Source organism: Aquabacterium humicola (genome assembly GCF_030167915.1).
GTDB lineage: Bacteria > Pseudomonadota > Gammaproteobacteria > Burkholderiales > Burkholderiaceae_C > Pseudaquabacterium > Pseudaquabacterium humicola.
On the sequence record NZ_JARGNB010000002.1, the window covers coordinates 1195129 to 1209610 of the forward strand.

At 69.8% G+C, this 14482-nt stretch carries 14 protein-coding genes; 10 read left to right on the forward strand and 4 right to left on the reverse strand.

Annotated features, from left to right (window positions below; translation table 11 throughout):
- Nucleotides 1-77: 77 nt before the first annotated feature.
- Nucleotides 78-1079 (forward strand): LysR family transcriptional regulator, encoded by a 1002-nt coding sequence (locus P1K89_RS15750; RefSeq protein ID WP_284617381.1) that lies wholly within the window; start codon nucleotides 78-80, stop codon nucleotides 1077-1079.
- A gap of 8 nt (nucleotides 1080-1087) precedes the next feature.
- Here the strand turns inward: P1K89_RS15750 and P1K89_RS15755 are convergent, their stop codons facing one another.
- The 4 genes from P1K89_RS15755 to P1K89_RS15770 all read right to left on the reverse strand — a co-directional run bounded on the left by P1K89_RS15755 (nucleotide 1088) and on the right by P1K89_RS15770 (nucleotide 3767).
- On the reverse strand, nucleotides 1088-1741 hold the full coding sequence (locus P1K89_RS15755; protein ID WP_284617382.1) for a trimeric intracellular cation channel family protein: 654 nt from the start codon (nucleotides 1739-1741) through the stop codon (nucleotides 1088-1090).
- A gap of 260 nt (nucleotides 1742-2001) precedes the next feature.
- Nucleotides 2002-2574, reverse strand: a complete 573-nt coding sequence (locus P1K89_RS15760; RefSeq protein WP_284617383.1) for an NADPH-dependent FMN reductase — start codon at nucleotides 2572-2574, stop codon at nucleotides 2002-2004.
- An 80-nt stretch (nucleotides 2575-2654) separates the two neighbouring features.
- Nucleotides 2655-3104, reverse strand: coding sequence for a DoxX family protein (locus P1K89_RS15765; protein ID WP_284617384.1), 450 nt, complete (start codon nucleotides 3102-3104; stop codon nucleotides 2655-2657).
- Nucleotides 3105-3134: 30 nt separating this feature from the next.
- A complete protein-coding gene (locus P1K89_RS15770) occupies nucleotides 3135-3767 on the reverse strand; it encodes an NADPH-dependent F420 reductase (protein WP_284617385.1) in 633 nt (210 codons plus the stop codon).
- Between the two features lie 125 nt (nucleotides 3768-3892).
- Between P1K89_RS15770 and P1K89_RS15775 the strand changes: the two genes are divergently transcribed.
- From P1K89_RS15775 to P1K89_RS15815, 9 genes are all read left to right on the forward strand, one after another.
- Nucleotides 3893-4792, forward strand: a complete 900-nt coding sequence (locus P1K89_RS15775; protein WP_284617386.1) for a LysR family transcriptional regulator — start codon at nucleotides 3893-3895, stop codon at nucleotides 4790-4792.
- 152 nt (nucleotides 4793-4944) lie between these two features.
- Nucleotides 4945-5511, forward strand: a complete 567-nt coding sequence (thpR, locus tag P1K89_RS15780) for an RNA 2',3'-cyclic phosphodiesterase (RefSeq protein ID WP_284617387.1) — start codon at nucleotides 4945-4947, stop codon at nucleotides 5509-5511.
- A 27-nt stretch (nucleotides 5512-5538) separates the two neighbouring features.
- Nucleotides 5539-5754, forward strand: coding sequence for a hypothetical protein (locus P1K89_RS15785; RefSeq protein WP_284617388.1), 216 nt, complete (start codon nucleotides 5539-5541; stop codon nucleotides 5752-5754).
- Between the two features lie 41 nt (nucleotides 5755-5795).
- Nucleotides 5796-6392 (forward strand): tRNA adenosine(34) deaminase TadA, encoded by a 597-nt coding sequence (gene tadA / locus P1K89_RS15790; protein ID WP_439897997.1) that lies wholly within the window; start codon nucleotides 5796-5798, stop codon nucleotides 6390-6392.
- A gap of 10 nt (nucleotides 6393-6402) precedes the next feature.
- Complete coding sequence (locus P1K89_RS15795; RefSeq protein ID WP_284617390.1) at nucleotides 6403-7326, forward strand: LD-carboxypeptidase; 924 nt, start codon at nucleotides 6403-6405, stop codon at nucleotides 7324-7326.
- Nucleotides 7327-7571: 245 nt separating this feature from the next.
- The gene (locus P1K89_RS15800) at nucleotides 7572-9833 is read left to right on the forward strand and encodes an ABC transporter substrate-binding protein (protein WP_284617391.1); all 2262 of its coding nucleotides are present in this window, start codon (nucleotides 7572-7574) and stop codon (nucleotides 9831-9833) included.
- Between the two features lie 7 nt (nucleotides 9834-9840).
- The gene (locus P1K89_RS15805) at nucleotides 9841-10824 is read left to right on the forward strand and encodes an ABC transporter permease (RefSeq protein ID WP_284617392.1); all 984 of its coding nucleotides are present in this window, start codon (nucleotides 9841-9843) and stop codon (nucleotides 10822-10824) included.
- A 141-nt stretch (nucleotides 10825-10965) separates the two neighbouring features.
- On the forward strand, nucleotides 10966-12462 hold the full coding sequence (locus tag P1K89_RS15810) for an ABC transporter permease (protein ID WP_284617393.1): 1497 nt from the start codon (nucleotides 10966-10968) through the stop codon (nucleotides 12460-12462).
- 18 nt (nucleotides 12463-12480) lie between these two features.
- Nucleotides 12481-14298, forward strand: a complete 1818-nt coding sequence (locus P1K89_RS15815; protein ID WP_284617394.1) for an ABC transporter ATP-binding protein — start codon at nucleotides 12481-12483, stop codon at nucleotides 14296-14298.
- The last annotated feature ends 184 nt before the right edge of the window (nucleotides 14299-14482 follow it).

The following is a 14482-nucleotide window of genomic DNA, read 5'->3' on the forward strand; positions in this document are numbered from 1 at the left end:
CGCCCCGACGGCGCGAAAGGATCCGCCGGGCACAATGCCCTTAACCAGAAGTTAGGGACTGCCCGGACCCATCGGCGATGGACAAGCTGCGCGCACTGCACTACTTCGTGGCCGCCGTCGAGGAGGGCAGCTTCTCGGCGGCGGCGCGGCGCTTCGACGTCAGCGTGCCGGCCGTCACCAAGCTGGTCTCATCGCTGGAGCGCGACCTGGGCGTCAAGCTGCTCGACCGCAGCACGCAGGGGCTGGCGCTCACCGCACGCGGTGCGCAGTACCTGGAGAGCTGCACGCCGCTGCTGGCCCAGCTGGCCGACGCCGAGCGGGCGCTGGTGGCGCCGGAGTTGCGGCGCACGCGCACGCTCGTCGTCGGCGCGCCGCCGCTGCTGTCGCGCGCGCTGCTGGTGCCGGCGCTGCCCGAATGGCACGAGCGACATCCCCACGTGCACATCGACCTGCGCACCGTGGACTTCCTGACCGTCACGGACACCGCGACCCGCGGCGTCGACGTCCTGGTGGCTCTGGGTTGGCCTGGCAGCGTGGACCTCGTGCAGCGGCCGCTGGTGCAGAGCCGGCTGATCGTCTGCGCCAGCCCCGCGTACTGGCGGCGCCACGGCATCCCGGCCCGACCCGCCGAGCTGGCGAACCATGCCTGCCCCCTCGTGCGCAGCCCGGAAGGCACCGTGCTGGACCTGTGGCGCCACATGCGCGATGGCGTGGTCGAGGAAGTCGCCGTCAGCGGCTGGCTCACCTGTGCCAACCGGGATGACGTGCTGCAGGCCGTGCTGCTGGGCCAGGGCGTCGGGCGCTTCGCCGACCTGTCGGTGTGGCCCTTCGTTCGCGACGGGCTGCTGCAACCAGTGCTGGTCGACTGGGAGAGCAGTGACTCGCCGCCGTTCAGCGCCCTGATTCGACCCGAGTCGAAGCGGGATGCCGTGGTCCAGGACTTCGTCGGCTTCCTCTCGGACCTGCTGGGTCCCGTCGAGGCGAAGTGCAGCGCGGCGTTCGGCGCAAGACCTTCCGCTGTCCGGCCACGCTGGTACGCCAGCCGTCCGGGGCGAGCGTCGAAGTCACGCGGCGGATAGGTCGGCTTTCAGGGCTTGCCCGAGGCCTGCCACGCGGGCAGGCGCCAGTCCCATGCGACCGCTGCCGCGCGCAGGCCGGTCGCCACCAGCGCCGCGATGGTCAGGCAGACCCAGCCGGGCAGCGCGAGCGCCTGCGCCGCGACCAGGACCCAGCCCCCGGCGAACGAGCAGATCGCATAGGGCCGGTGGTCGTTGAAGGCGCGCGGGATCTCGTTGCAGACGACGTCGCGCAGCACGCCGCCGAACACGGCCGTCACCATGCCCAGGAGCACGGCGACGATGGTGGGCATGCCGCTGTCCAGCGCGATCTGGGTGCCGTTGGCCGAGAAGAGCCCGAGGCCGATGGCGTCGGGCCACTGCATCGCGCGTTCCGTCGGCTCGAGGTGCCGGGCGCGCATGAACACCATCGCCGCGATGCAGCCGGCCAGCAGGGCCCACAGCCAGCCCGCGTGCTCGATCCAGAACAGCGGGCGGCGGTCCAGCACCAGGTCGCGCACGGTGCCGCCGCCGAACGCGGCCAGGCCAGCGACCACGCAGATGCCGACCGCGTCGAGCCGCTTGCGCGCGCCCTCGATGACGCCCGACAAGGCGAATGCGACGGTGGCCGCGGCTTCGGCGACCACCTGAACCTGACTCAAGACCCAGGGCGCGCCGCCGGCCATCGTGGGGTTCCCCGAAAACGCTGAAGTCCGGATCGTAGACGGCTCATTGCCCCAGCGCGCCCGCCGCGGCGGCCCGCGTCAGAGCCGTTCGACGACGAGGGCAATGCCCTGTCCGACGCCGATGCACGGCGGCGATGCTTGTGGGAGAGGCTGACGGCCGAACACCGTGATGAAGCCAGGCCGTGACTGGTCCTCGGCCGACGCCGTGGCCGGCGTGACCGCGTCTCGCTGCAGGCGAGCCGGGCGATCCGACGCGTCGCTCAGGTCGTGCGCGGGAGCACCGTCAGCACACGCACGATGAAGGCGTGCAACTCGGTCATGTAGTTCTGCAGGAACTTCTTCGTGCCCTCGTCGGTGACCTCGCCGTCGGGCGTGATGAGCCCGGGCTTGAACTGGATGTAGGCCTCCACCGTGTTCATCAGCGGCGAGTTGCAGAAGCACAGCACGCCGCGCAGGCTCTGCTGCGCCACGGCGGTGCCGATGGCGCCCGGCGAGGTGCCGATCACGCCCGAAGGCTTGCGTGCAAAGGCGTTCTTGCCCCAGGGCCTGCTCGCCCAGTCGATGGCGTTCTTCAGGCCACCCGGAATCGAGCGGTTGTACTCCGGGGTCACGAACAACACTGCGTCGACATCGGCGATGGCCTGCTTGAAGGCGCGGGCCACCGGCGGGTAGTCGGCGTCGTAGTCCGAGCTGTACAGCGGCAGGTCCTTGATCGCGATCTCGCTCATCACGAGTTCGGGCGGCGCCAGCTTCACGAGCGCCTTCGCAAGCAGGCGGTTGATCGACGTCGAGGCGAGGCTGCCGACGAAATATCCAACCTTGTACGTGGCCATGCGCGGCTCCCGGGAAGCATGAAGGGGGCACTCGTTGTACGCCCGCCCCCGCTGCTTCACAAGCGCTTCCCGCGACGTGTTCAGCGCGCGGCCCGGCTGGCCAGCGCCGCGTCCACCGACAGCCTGCCGGCACCGCTGATCAGCAGCGACACCGATGCCGCGAGCAGCGCGAGGCCGAACTCGTAGCCGTTCTTGGCCATGAACAGGCCGTTGCCGATGTGCACCGAGAAGATCGCCACCAGCATCGCGAAGGCCAGCGCCGCCGCCGCGGGCCGCACCAGCACGCCGACCAGCAGCGCCAGGCCGCCGAAGAACTCGGCACTGCCCGCGAGCAGGGCCATCAGGAAGCCCGGCGTCAGGCCCAGCGAGGCCATGAACTGGCCCGTGCCTTCGAGACCGTAGCCGCCGAAGGCTCCGAAGAGCTTCTGCGCGCCGTGCGCCGCGAAGATGATGCCGACGGGGATGCGCAGGGCCAGCGGGCCGAGACCGGCATCGGTGCCCAGTACGCGTTGAATTGCACGATCGCTCATGTGAGTGCTCCTTGATGGTTGGGCGGGGGTTCAGGCCTTGCGGATCCAGGCCGGCGCGATGCCCGTGCCCCGACCCGCGCCATAGGCGAGGTAGATGTTCAGGCCCGCCAGCGGCTCGAGGTAGCGCGCGTTCTTCAGGCCGCCGGCATCGACCACCACGAAGCCCATGCTTTCGGCGATGGCCGCCGCGGTCTGCTTGGCCCGCTCGCTGTCGCTGGCGACGAACACCTCGACCTTGCGGCCGTGACCGAAGTCGGCGCCTTCGCCGAGCACCTGGGCGAACACGGTGTTGAAGGCCTTGACGACGTTGGCGCCCGGAACGGTCTTGGCGATCTCTTCGGCCGCCGATGTGCTGTGGCCGATCGTCAGGCCCATGTAGTCGGGCGTCAGCGGGTTGGTGATGTCGACGACGACCTGGCCGGCCAGGTTGCCCACGCCGCGCAGCGCGGCGACCGCGTCGGCGTAGCCGGTTGCCAGCACGACGGCGTCGGCGCCCTCGGCGGCCCCGGCCGCGGGCACGGCCCGGGCGCCGGGATTCGCGGCGGCGACCTGGGCGGCCTTGGCGGCGTCGCGCGCCGTGACGCTGACCTGATGGCCGGCGCGGCTGAGTTGCTTGACGAACGCGGCACCCATGTTGCCGGCGCCGATGACGGTGATCTTCATGAGGGGTCTCCTGGGGTGATGCAGCACGGTGTGGCTGCGATGCCCGAACTCTAGGTATCCCGCGCATGGAGATAAATGCTCAGATGAGAACCTGTTTGTCCCGACAAAAGGGACAATGGCTCTTGATGGACCGGTTCGAAGAAATGCAGGCCTTTGCCGCGGTGGTCGATGCGGGCAGCTTCGTTCGCGCGGCCGACGCGCTCCAGGTGTCGAAGACCGCCGTGTCCCGGCTGATCGGCGACTTGGAAACGCGCCTCGGGGTGCGCCTGTTGCATCGCACGACGCGCAGGCTGTCGCTGACGGTCGAGGGCGAGGTCTTCCACGTCCGCTGCAAGGAACTGCTCGCCGCTGTCGACGAGGCCGAGGCAGAGGTGACTTCGCGTGCCGACGAGGCGGTCGGGCTGCTGCGGCTGAACGTGCCGGTGAGCTTCGGGCTGCTGCACCTGGCGCCCCTGTGGCCGGCCTTCCTGCACCGACATCCCAAGGTCACGCTGGACGTCACGCTGGCCGACCGCATCGTCGACCTGGTGGACGAGGGCTACGACATGGCCGTGCGCATCGCGCGGCTTCCCGCGTCGTCGCTGGTCAGCCGCCTGCTCACCACGACCCGGCTCGTGTTGTGCGCCTCGCCCGACTACCTGCGTCGCCATGGGGCGCCCTCGCACCCCGAAGACATCACGTCGCACACCGTGTTCGGCTACACGCTGCTGGCGTCGGGCGATACGTGGAACTTCGACGGCCCGCAGGGCCCGGTCAGCGTGAAGGTGACGCCGCGCCTGCGCAGCAACAGCGGCGACACCTGTTGCGCCGCGGCGCTCCAGCACGAGGGCCTCGTGCTGCAACCTTCGTTCATGGTCGGCGAGCATCTTCGCGCGGGCGCGCTGGTCGAGGTGCTGCCGGACTACCGCTCGATCGAGCTGGGTGTGTATGCGGTGTACGCGAGCCGCAGGCACCTGACGCCGAAGGTGCGGGTGCTGATCGACTTCCTGGTCGAGGCCTTCCGGGATCGCACGTGGGCAGCGTGACGCCGGGGAACCGGGCGGGAGCGGCGAGGCCCTATAGTCGTCGCCGGCGAAGCGTCCGGACGTCCCGGACGAACCCGCCGCCAACACACACGGAAGATCGGACGGCACATGGTCAGCTCAGCCCTGCATCGCTCCCGGGAGTCGAGCACCAGGTGGGCCTGAGCGCCGGCGCCGGCGTCGACGCGATGGACCGCCTGTTCTTCGCCGCCCAGCCCGATGCCGACGCGTCGGCGCGCATCGCCGCGCTGACGCAATCGCTGCAGCGCGAGCTGGCCTTGAAGGGCAAGGCCATCCCGGCCGAGCGTCGCCACCTGACGCTGCTGTTCGTCGGCACGTTCCCGGCGCTGCCCGACGGCCTGTCGCAGCGCCTGGTCGAAGCGGCCAACGACGTGCGCTGCGATGCCTTCGAGCTGTGCCTCGACCGCGTCACGAGCTTCGATCGTCGGCCGGCCAACCGGCCGATCGTGCTGCTCGCGCCGGCCGAGGGGCCGGTCGCGCGGCTGCACGACGCGCTCGCCACGCGCCTGCAGGCGGCCGGACTGCCCTTCGAGGCGCATCGCCCCTACCGCCCGCACCTGACGCTGCTGTACGACGACCAGCGCGTCGCCGCGCGCGCGGTCGAGCCGGTGGCCTGGACGGTGCGCGAGTTCCTGCTGATGCGCAGCCTCGTCGGCCGCTCGGCGCATGTGCCGCTGGCGCGCTGGCCGCTGGCCGCGTGACCCACGACGAACGAGGAGGGGCATTCGATGCGCATGATCTTCAGCGTCGCCGCCTTGCTGGTGGTGGCCTTCGTGCTGCTGCAACTTGGCAAGAAGCAGGCCGAGGCCCTGAAGCCGACGGCGCCCGGCGCGGCCGCGTCCGGTCCCGCCGACGCGACGAACCTGCCGCAGAAGTACAAGCAGGACGTGCAGAAGGCCTTCGAGCAGGGCATGCAGCAACGCGCGTCAGAGCCGAGCCAGTGAACGAGCCCACCACCGATCTTCGGCGTGCCGACGAGTACGCGATGCGCATCGCGCTCGACCAGGCGCTCAATGCCCAGCTGGCAGGCGAGGTGCCGGTGGGCGCGGTGATCATGCGCGAGGGCCAGGTCATCGCCACCGGCTACAACCGGCCGATCACCACGCACGACCCGACCGCGCATGCCGAGGTCGTCGCGCTGCGCCATGCCGCGCAGTTGCTGGAGAACTACCGCCTGCCCGAGTGCGAGCTGTACGTGACGCTCGAGCCCTGCGCGATGTGCGCGATGGCGCTGATGCACGCGCGCTTCAAGCGCGTGGTCTTCGGCGCCTGGGACCCGAAGACCGGCGCCGCCGGCTCGGTGATCGACCTGTTCGCCGAAAGCCGGCTCAACCACCACACCGCCATCGAAGGCGGCGTGCTGGCCGAAGCGTCGTCGCAGCTGCTGCGCAGCTTCTTCGCCGAACGGCGCGCGCTGCAGCGGGCCGAGCGCGAGGCCGAACGTGCCGCGCTGGGCGCGGACGACGGCAGCGGCGAGTCCGGCGGCCCGATCCCCACCGGCGAGGCGATCGAGCAGGCGCCGATCCCGACCGGGGACGTCGTCGAGTTCGGCACGCCGGCCCCCAATTTCAAACCGACCTGACCCCTTCCTCATGACCTCGTTGACCATCTTCGCGCCGGCCGGCGTGGAACTGCGCGCACCGGCGCTGAAGCTGGCGAAGCAGCGCCTCGGTGCGCTCGGCTTCGACGTGGCCGTCGACCCGAGCGTGCGTGCGCGCCACCAGCGCTTCGCCGGTGACGATGCCACGCGGCTGGAGACGATCCACCGCGTCGCGCGCGCCGCGCCGTCGGTGGCGATCGCCTGCCGCGGCGGCTACGGCATCACGCGGCTGCTGGACGCGATCGACTGGGCGCTGCTCGCGCGCAGCGTCGAGCGCGGCACGCGCTGGGTCGGCTACAGCGACCTGACGGCGCTGCAGCTCGGCCTGCTGGCGCACACCAAGGCGCTGTCGTGGCACGGCCCGCTGGCCTGCGACGACTTCGGGCGCACCGACGAGGCCGGCGGCATCGATGAAGTCACGCGCGACTGCTTCGCCGAGGCGATGTCCGGGGAGCTGGAAGCGGTGGGCTTCCGCACCGAGGCCGGCTTCGACGGCCTGCAGGCCAAGGGCGTGCTGTGGGGCGGCAACCTGACGGTGCTGATGTCGCTGCTGGGCACGCCGCACTGGCCGAAGGTGAAGGGCGGCATCCTGTTCGTCGAGGACGTCAACGAACACCCGTACCGCATCGAGCGCATGCTGCTGCAGCTGCACCAGGCCGGCGTGCTGGCGCAGCAGAAGGCGGCGCTGGTGGGTGCGGTGACCGACTGGCGCAAGTCGCCCCTGGATCGCGGCTACACGCTGAAGCACGCGGTCGCGCACCTGCGCGGCGTCAGCGCCACGCCGATCCTCACCGGCCTGCCGTTCGGCCACGTGCCGACCAAGGTGACGCTGCCGGTGGGCCGGCGGGTCGAGCTGCTCGTCGATGGGCGCGATGCCTTCGTCGCCTGGGAGCACACGCACCACGCCGGCGGGTAACAGTCGCGCAACATCGGACGTTGCATGCACGCGCCAGGCCCCGCGTCCAGGGGGCCGGGCCGACGCCCGCGGCCATCGTTTTGGATGGAAACCCCGAGGAATGCAACTTGCATAGACATCTAGAATCGCGTTCCGCCTCGGAAGACAGCCGGCCACAAGCCGGTCGCCGTTCGAGGCGACGTTTTTTTTGAGCCTGCCGCGGGGACGACCCTTCCCTGCAGGCGATTCGCACCAGGAGTGCCCGCATGCGCGGAACCCTCATTCGCACACTCGGCCTGATCTGCTCGGCAGCGGCGGCGCTGATCGCCGCCGGCTGCAACAACAGCCCCTACTGGGCCGGCGCCGAGCGCGAGAACACGCTGTTCTACACGTTCGACGAACGCTCGCCGCGCTCGCTCGACCCGACGCAGTCGTACTCGAATCCGGAGTCGGCCTACACCTTCCAGGTCTACGAGCCGCCCTACGGCTACCACTACCTGAAGCGCCCCTACATCCTGACGCCGAAGGCCGCCGCCGAGGTCGCCAAGCCGCACTACGTCGACAAGGACGGCAAGCCGCTGCCCGACGACGCGCCGGCCGACCAGATCGCCGAGAGCGTCTACGACATCAAGATCAAGCCGGGCATCCTCTACGCGCCGCACCCGGCCTTCGCGAAGGACGAGAAGGGCCAGTACCGCTACCACGCGCTGAAGCCGGAGCAGCTGCAGGGCAAGCTGTCGCCGTGGGACTTCGAGCACCAGGGCACGCGCGAGCTGGTGGCCGAGGACTTCGTCTATTCGCTCAAGCGCCACGCCAGCACGCGCATCGAGACGCCGGTGTCGGCGGTCTTCTCCGACTACGTGATCGGGCTCAAGGAGTACATCGAGCTGATCAAGCGCGAGGACGCCAAGCTGCTGAAGGACGTTCCGGAAGACGCGCGCGACAAGCCCTTCCTCGACTTCCGCCGCTACCCGCTGGCCGGCACCAGCGCGCCGGACAAGCACACCTGGCGCATCCGCCTGAAGGGCAAGTACCCGCAGTGGAGCTACTGGATGGCGATGCCCTTCCTCGCGCCGGTGCCGTGGGAGGCCGAGGCCTTCTACGCGCAGCCCGGCATGAGCGAGAACGGCCTGTCGCTGCACCAGTGGCCGGTGGGCACCGGCCCCTACATGGTGACCGAGTTCATCCGCGACCGCCGCCACGTGCTCAAGCGCAACCCGAACTTCCGCGGCGAGGCCTACCCCTGCGAGGGCATGCCCGAGGACAAGCCCGCCGGCCTGCTCGACGACTGCGGCAAGACCATGCCCTTCATCGACAAGCTGTACGTGACGATCGAGAAGGAGCGCACGCCGCGCAAGGAGAAGTTCCGCCAGGGCTTCCTCGACGTGCCGGAGATCGAGCGGCCGGAGTGGGGCGTGATGCTGCGCAGCGACGCGGACGACTCCGACGACGTCAAGCGCATGTTCGAGGCTCGCGGCTTCAAGCTGCCGCTGATGACCGACATCAGCAACTGGTACCTCGGCTTCAACATGCTCGACCCGGTGATCGGCAAGGGCGACACGCCGCAGCAGCAGGCGAAGAACCGCAAGCTGCGCCAGGCCATCGCGATCGCCATCGACTGGGAAGAGGGCTATGGCCGCATCTTCAAGTACAAGGGCGGCGTCGCCGCGCACGGCCCGATCCCGCCGGGGCTGTTCGGCTCGCGCGAGGGCCAGGGCGAGTTCCACAACCCGGTGACGCACGTCTGGAAGGACGGCAAATCGGTGCGCCGTCCGATCGAGGACGCGAAGAAGCTGCTCGCCGAGGCCGGCTACCCCGACGGCCGCGACGCGACCACCGGCAAGCCGCTGGTGCTGAACTACGACTTCCAGCGCGCGATCACGCCCGAGTTCAAGAGCGAGAACGACTGGATGGTCAAGCAGTTCGCGAAGCTCGGCATCCAGCTCGAGATTCGCGCCACCGACTTCAACCAGTACCAGGACAAGACGCTGCGCGGCAAGCACCAGATCTTCTGGGGCGGCTGGCTGGCGGACTATCCGGACGCCGAGAACTTCCTGTTCCTGCTCTACGGCCCGCTCGGCCGCTCGAAGAGCCAGGGCGACAACTACGCGAACTACGACAACGTCGAGTACGACAAGCTCTACCGCCAGCTGCAGACGCTCGACGACGGGCCGCAGAAGCAGGCGGTGATCGACAAGATGGTCACGATGCTGCAGGACGACTCGCCCTGGTGCTTCGGCTACTTCCCGTGGGGCGGCATGGCCTTCCAGCAGTGGATCCACAACGGCAAGCCGAGCATCATGATCCGCGACATGGCCAAGTACTACCGCATCGACACCGCGACGCGGGCACAGAAGCAGGCCGAGTGGAATGCGCCGGTGCGCTGGCCGCTGGCGCTGTTCGCACTGGCCGCGATCGTGCTGGCCTGGATCGCACGCCGCAGCTTCCGGCTGCGCGAGACCGCCACCGCACGTGGCAGCGCCGCCACCGGAAATGGCAGCGCAACGGCCGCCGCCGACGCGACCTGAGCACCTCATGGGCAACTACATCCTGCGCCGTCTCGGTTACGGCTTCCTGATCCTGGTCGGCGTGAACCTGCTGACCTTCTTCCTGTTCTTCACCGTCAACACGCCCGACGACATGGCGCGCCTGAACATCGGCGGCAAGCGCGTGACGCAGGAGCAGATCGACAAGTGGAAGGGCGAGCGCGGCTACGACCGGCCGCTGTACTGGAATGCCCAGGAGGAGGGCGCGCGCAAGCTCACGCGTACCGTGATGTGGGAACGCTCGGTGTCGCTGATGGCGCTGGACTTCGGCCGCAGCGACTCGGCGCGCTCGGTCGACATCGGCCACGAGGTCGCGACGCGCATGGGCGTGAGCCTGCAGCTGGCGGTGCCGCTGTTCATCCTGCAGCTGATCGTCAGCGTCGTCTTCTCGCTGATGCTGGTGTTCTTCCGCCATTCGCGCATCGACTTCTGGGGCGTCGTGCTGTGCGTGCTGATGCTGTCGATCTCGAGCCTCTTCTACATCATCGTCGGCCAGTTCTTCTTCTCGCGCATCCTGCGGCTGGTGCCGATCTCGGGCTTCGCGCCGGGGCTGGACGCGGTGCGTTTCCTCGCGCTGCCGATCATGCTGTCGCTGCTGTCGCGCCTGGGCGGCGAGGCGCGGCTGTACCGCGCGATGTTCCTCGAGGAGATCGGCAAGGACTACGTGCGCACCGCGCGCGCCAAGGGCCTCTCGGAGCAGGTGGTGCTGTTCCGCCACGTGCTGCGCAACGCGCTGATTCCGATCATCACCAGCGCCGGCTCGTACCTGCCGTACGTCTTCCTCGGCAGCCTGGTGTTCGAAAGCTTCTTCGGCATCCCGGGCCTCGGCGCCTTCGTGATCGAGGCCATCGCCGGCCAGGACTTCGCCATCGTGCGCACGATGGTCTTCCTCGGCTCGATGCTCTACATCGCCACCAACGTGCTGCTCGACGTCGCCTACACCTGGGTCGACCCGCGCGTTCGCCTGGCGTGATGGCCCACCCCCGTAGCGCCTTCGGCGCCTCCCCCTCAAGGGGGCGCCCCCAGCGGCCCGGCAGAGCCGGATCCGCGGCGGCCGCTTGGGTGCCGCAGCGCTTGCCTCGTATCTATCGCCTCGGTGGCATGGAAAGCTGAGATGGATTTCAAGTTCGTCCTGTTGTGGACCGACGCGGCGCTGTGGGTGCTGTTCGTCGCGCTGATCGGCTATGGCGTGCGCGTCGCGCGGGCGCCGCACCTGCGCACCACCTGGGAAAAGGTGCTGCGCGACCCGGCGGCGCTGTGCTCGGCGCTGGTGCTGCTGGTGTTCCTGGGCATCACCGCGCTCGACAGCGTGCATTTCCGCCGCGCACTGCCGGCCAGCGCCGGCCAGGCCGCCGGCAAGGTGTTCCACGATCCGCGCGCCGAGTCGCTGCTCGACATCGCGCTGTCGCGCCAGATCGCGATGCGCGAGAGCACCTATTCCGCGCCGCTGGCCTACCTCGCGCACATCAAGCAGACCTTCACCCGCAACGGCGAGCCGGTGCGCGACTACCCGCGCCTCGAACACGGTGGGGCGCACCTGATGGACCCGGCGCGCGATTGGCACGGCGACGTCACGTCGCGCGCGATCGGCGGCGCGGTCGGCGGGCTGGTCTTCGCGCTGCTCGCGAGCCTGGGTATCGCCTGGCTGCTGCGCCGCGCGCACGGCGGCACGCTGGCCGCGTGGCGCGACCTCGCGGCCGACCGCACGCACCTGCCGCTGCGCGCGCTGCTGCTCACCTTGGCCGTCATCAGCGTGCTCGCCGGCGCCGCCGGTGCGCTGATGGGCCACTACCACGTGTTCGGCACCGACCGCACCGGCAACGACGTGCTGGTGCAGGCGCTCAAGAGCGTGCGCACTGCCTTCGTCATCGGCACGCTGTCGACGCTGGCAACGCTGCCGATCGCGGTGACGCTGGGCATCCTGGCCGGCTACTTCCGGGGTTGGGTCGACGAGGTGGTGCAGTACCTCTACACCACGCTGTCGTCGGTGCCCAGCGTGCTGCTGATCGCCGCCTGCGTGCTGATGGTGCAGGTGGGCCTGGACAAGCATCCGGAGTGGTTCGAGACCTCGGCCGAGCGCTCGGACCTGAAGGTCTTCATGCTCTGCGCGATCCTCGGCCTGACCGGCTGGGCGACGCTGTGCCGCCTGGTGCGCGCCGAGACGCTGAAGCTGCGCGAGCTCGACTTCGTGCAGGCCGCCACCGCCTTCGGCGTCGGCGATGCCCGCATCATGGGCCGGCACATCCTGCCCAACGTGGTGCACCTGGTGCTCATCACGACGGTGCTGAACTTCAGCGACCTGATCCTCTACGAAGCGGTGCTGACCTACGTCGGCGTCGGCGTCGACCCGTCGACCAACAGCTTCGGCGGCATGATCAACCTGGCGCGCTCGGAGATGAGCAACGACCCGGTGGTGTGGTGGTCCTTCGTCGCCGCGTTCGGCTTCATGGTCGCGCTGGTGCTGGCCGCCAACCTCTTCGCCGACGGCGTGCGCGATGCCTTCGACCCGCGCTCGCGCGCGCTGCGCCCGCGCCTGGCGCTGCGCCGCAAGAGCACCGACGTGCAGCCCGAAGCACCGGTCACCGCCGTCCAGGACGGCAAGCCTGCCTGATCCCCGAGACCTGAAGCGATGCTGACGATCGACAACCTCAAGGTCGCGCTCGATGCCGAGTCCGGCATCGTGCGCGCCATCGACGGGCTGGCCCTGTCCATCCGCCGTGGCGAGACCTTCGCGCTGGTCGGCGAGTCCGGCTGCGGCAAGAGCATGACCGCCCTGGCGCTGATGCGCCTGCTGCCCGACAACGGCCAGGTCACCGCCGGCCGCGTGATGATCGACCAGACCGACGTGCTGGAACTGCCGGAGTCGCAGATGCGCGGCGTGCGCGGCGGGCGCATCGGCATGATCTTCCAGGAGCCGTCGACCAGCCTGAACCCGGTGATGAAGGTCGGCGACCAGATCGTCGAGGCGATCGAGACCCACACCGCGCTGCGCGGCGACGCCGCGCGCGCGAAGGCCGTCGAATGGCTGCGCCGCGTCGGCATCCCCGAGCCCGAGCGCCGCATCGACGACTACCCGTTCCGCATGAGCGGCGGCCAGAAGCAGCGCGTGATGATCGCGATGACGCTGGCGTCCGAGCCCGACTACCTGGTCGCCGACGAGCCGACGACCGCGCTCGACGTGACGATCCAGAAGCAGATCCTCGACCTGCTGAAGGACCTGCAGCGCGAACAGGGCATGGGGCTGCTGCTGATCACGCACGACCTCGCCGTCGTCAAAGGCATGGCGCACCGCGTCGCGCTGATGTATGCCGGCCAGATCATCGAGGTGGCAGACGCCGACCAGTTCTTCGCCGCGCCCCAGCATCCGTATGCGCGCGCGCTGCTAAAGGCGCTGCCCGATGCCGACCGCCGCGGCGAGGCGCTGGCGGCGATTCCCGGCACGGTGCCGCCGCTGACGCTGCAGTTCGCCGGCTGCCGCTTCGCCGACCGCTGCATCCATGCTCTCGAGGCCTGCCGCACGACGCCACCCGAGCTGGTGACCGTCAACGGCCGCCAGGTGCGCTGCCTGCTTCTGCAGCCGGGTGGCCCGGGGCTGGCCGAGCCTGCGCCGCTGGCGGTGCCGGCACCGGCGGCCGCCGCCCGGGACAGCGCCGCGCCGCTGCTCGACGTGCGGGACCTGCGCGTGCGCTTCCCGGTCCGCGGCGGCCTGATGCAGCGCGTGCGCGCGCATTTCGACGCCGTGGCCGGCGTGTCCTTCCAGGTGCAGGCCGGGCGCACGCTGGCGCTGGTCGGCGAGTCCGGCTGCGGCAAGACGACCACCGGCAAGGCCATCGTGCAGCTGCTGCGCCGCATCGCGATCATCGATGGCCAGGCCCGTCTGGACGGCCAGAACCTGTTCGAGCTGCAGGGCGAGGCGCTGCGGCGCGCGCGCCGTGACGTGCAGATCATCTTCCAGGACCCGTTCGCGTCGCTGAACCCGCGCATGCGCGTCGGGGAGATCCTCGACGAGGGCCTGCAGGCGCTGCAGCCCGATATCGCCACGGATGAGCGGCGTACGCGCATCCGCCGCATCGCCGACCAGGTCGGCCTGCGCCAGGAGGCGCTGGAGCGCTTCCCGCACGAGTTCTCGGGCGGCCAGCGCCAGCGCATCGCGATCGCCCGCGCGCTGGCGGTGCAGCCCAAGCTGATCGTCTGCGACGAACCGACCTCGGCGCTGGATGTATCCGTCCAGGCGCAAATACTGAACCTGCTGCGCGATCTGCAGCGCGAGCTGGGGGTGTCCTACCTCTTCATCACCCACAACATCGGCGTGGTCGAGTACATCGCCGACGAGGTCGCGGTGATGCAAAGCGGCCGCATCGTCGAGCGCGGACGCGCCGCCGAGGTGCTCAACCGGCCGCAGCACGACTACACGCGCACGCTGCTGGCGGCGGTGCCGCGGCTCTAGCCGCGCCGGCATGTTTCAGGTCGTGGCGGCGAACCAACGAAACAGGTCTCCGCCGCCTAGGGTGTTCACCTTAGGGACCAGCCCGCAGCGCGTGCCGCAAAGCGGTGCGCCACGAGGGAGAACGGGGCCCGCGACAGGGGCCGGGGGAGAGGTCGCCGCACTTGTCTAGGGTGGTCCTAAGGCA

What these genes read in the sequence shown, in the direction of transcription:
- P1K89_RS15750 (WP_284617381.1), top strand. Translation starts at nt 78, where the DNA reads ATGGACAAGCTGCGCGCACTGCACTACTTCGTGGCCGCCGTCGAGGAG.
- P1K89_RS15755 (WP_284617382.1), bottom strand. Translation starts at nt 1,741, where the DNA reads ATGGCCGGCGGCGCGCCCTGGGTCTTGAGTCAGGTTCAGGTGGTCGCC.
- P1K89_RS15760 (WP_284617383.1), bottom strand. Translation starts at nt 2,574, where the DNA reads ATGGCCACGTACAAGGTTGGATATTTCGTCGGCAGCCTCGCCTCGACG.
- P1K89_RS15765 (WP_284617384.1), bottom strand. Translation starts at nt 3,104, where the DNA reads ATGAGCGATCGTGCAATTCAACGCGTACTGGGCACCGATGCCGGTCTC.
- P1K89_RS15770 (WP_284617385.1), bottom strand. Translation starts at nt 3,767, where the DNA reads ATGAAGATCACCGTCATCGGCGCCGGCAACATGGGTGCCGCGTTCGTC.
- P1K89_RS15775 (WP_284617386.1), top strand. Translation starts at nt 3,893, where the DNA reads ATGGACCGGTTCGAAGAAATGCAGGCCTTTGCCGCGGTGGTCGATGCG.
- P1K89_RS15785 (WP_284617388.1), top strand. Translation starts at nt 5,539, where the DNA reads ATGCGCATGATCTTCAGCGTCGCCGCCTTGCTGGTGGTGGCCTTCGTG.
- tadA (WP_439897997.1), top strand. Translation starts at nt 5,796, where the DNA reads ATGCGCATCGCGCTCGACCAGGCGCTCAATGCCCAGCTGGCAGGCGAG.
- P1K89_RS15795 (WP_284617390.1), top strand. Translation starts at nt 6,403, where the DNA reads ATGACCTCGTTGACCATCTTCGCGCCGGCCGGCGTGGAACTGCGCGCA.
- P1K89_RS15800 (WP_284617391.1), top strand. Translation starts at nt 7,572, where the DNA reads ATGCGCGGAACCCTCATTCGCACACTCGGCCTGATCTGCTCGGCAGCG.
- P1K89_RS15805 (WP_284617392.1), top strand. Translation starts at nt 9,841, where the DNA reads ATGGGCAACTACATCCTGCGCCGTCTCGGTTACGGCTTCCTGATCCTG.
- P1K89_RS15810 (WP_284617393.1), top strand. Translation starts at nt 10,966, where the DNA reads ATGGATTTCAAGTTCGTCCTGTTGTGGACCGACGCGGCGCTGTGGGTG.
- P1K89_RS15815 (WP_284617394.1), top strand. Translation starts at nt 12,481, where the DNA reads ATGCTGACGATCGACAACCTCAAGGTCGCGCTCGATGCCGAGTCCGGC.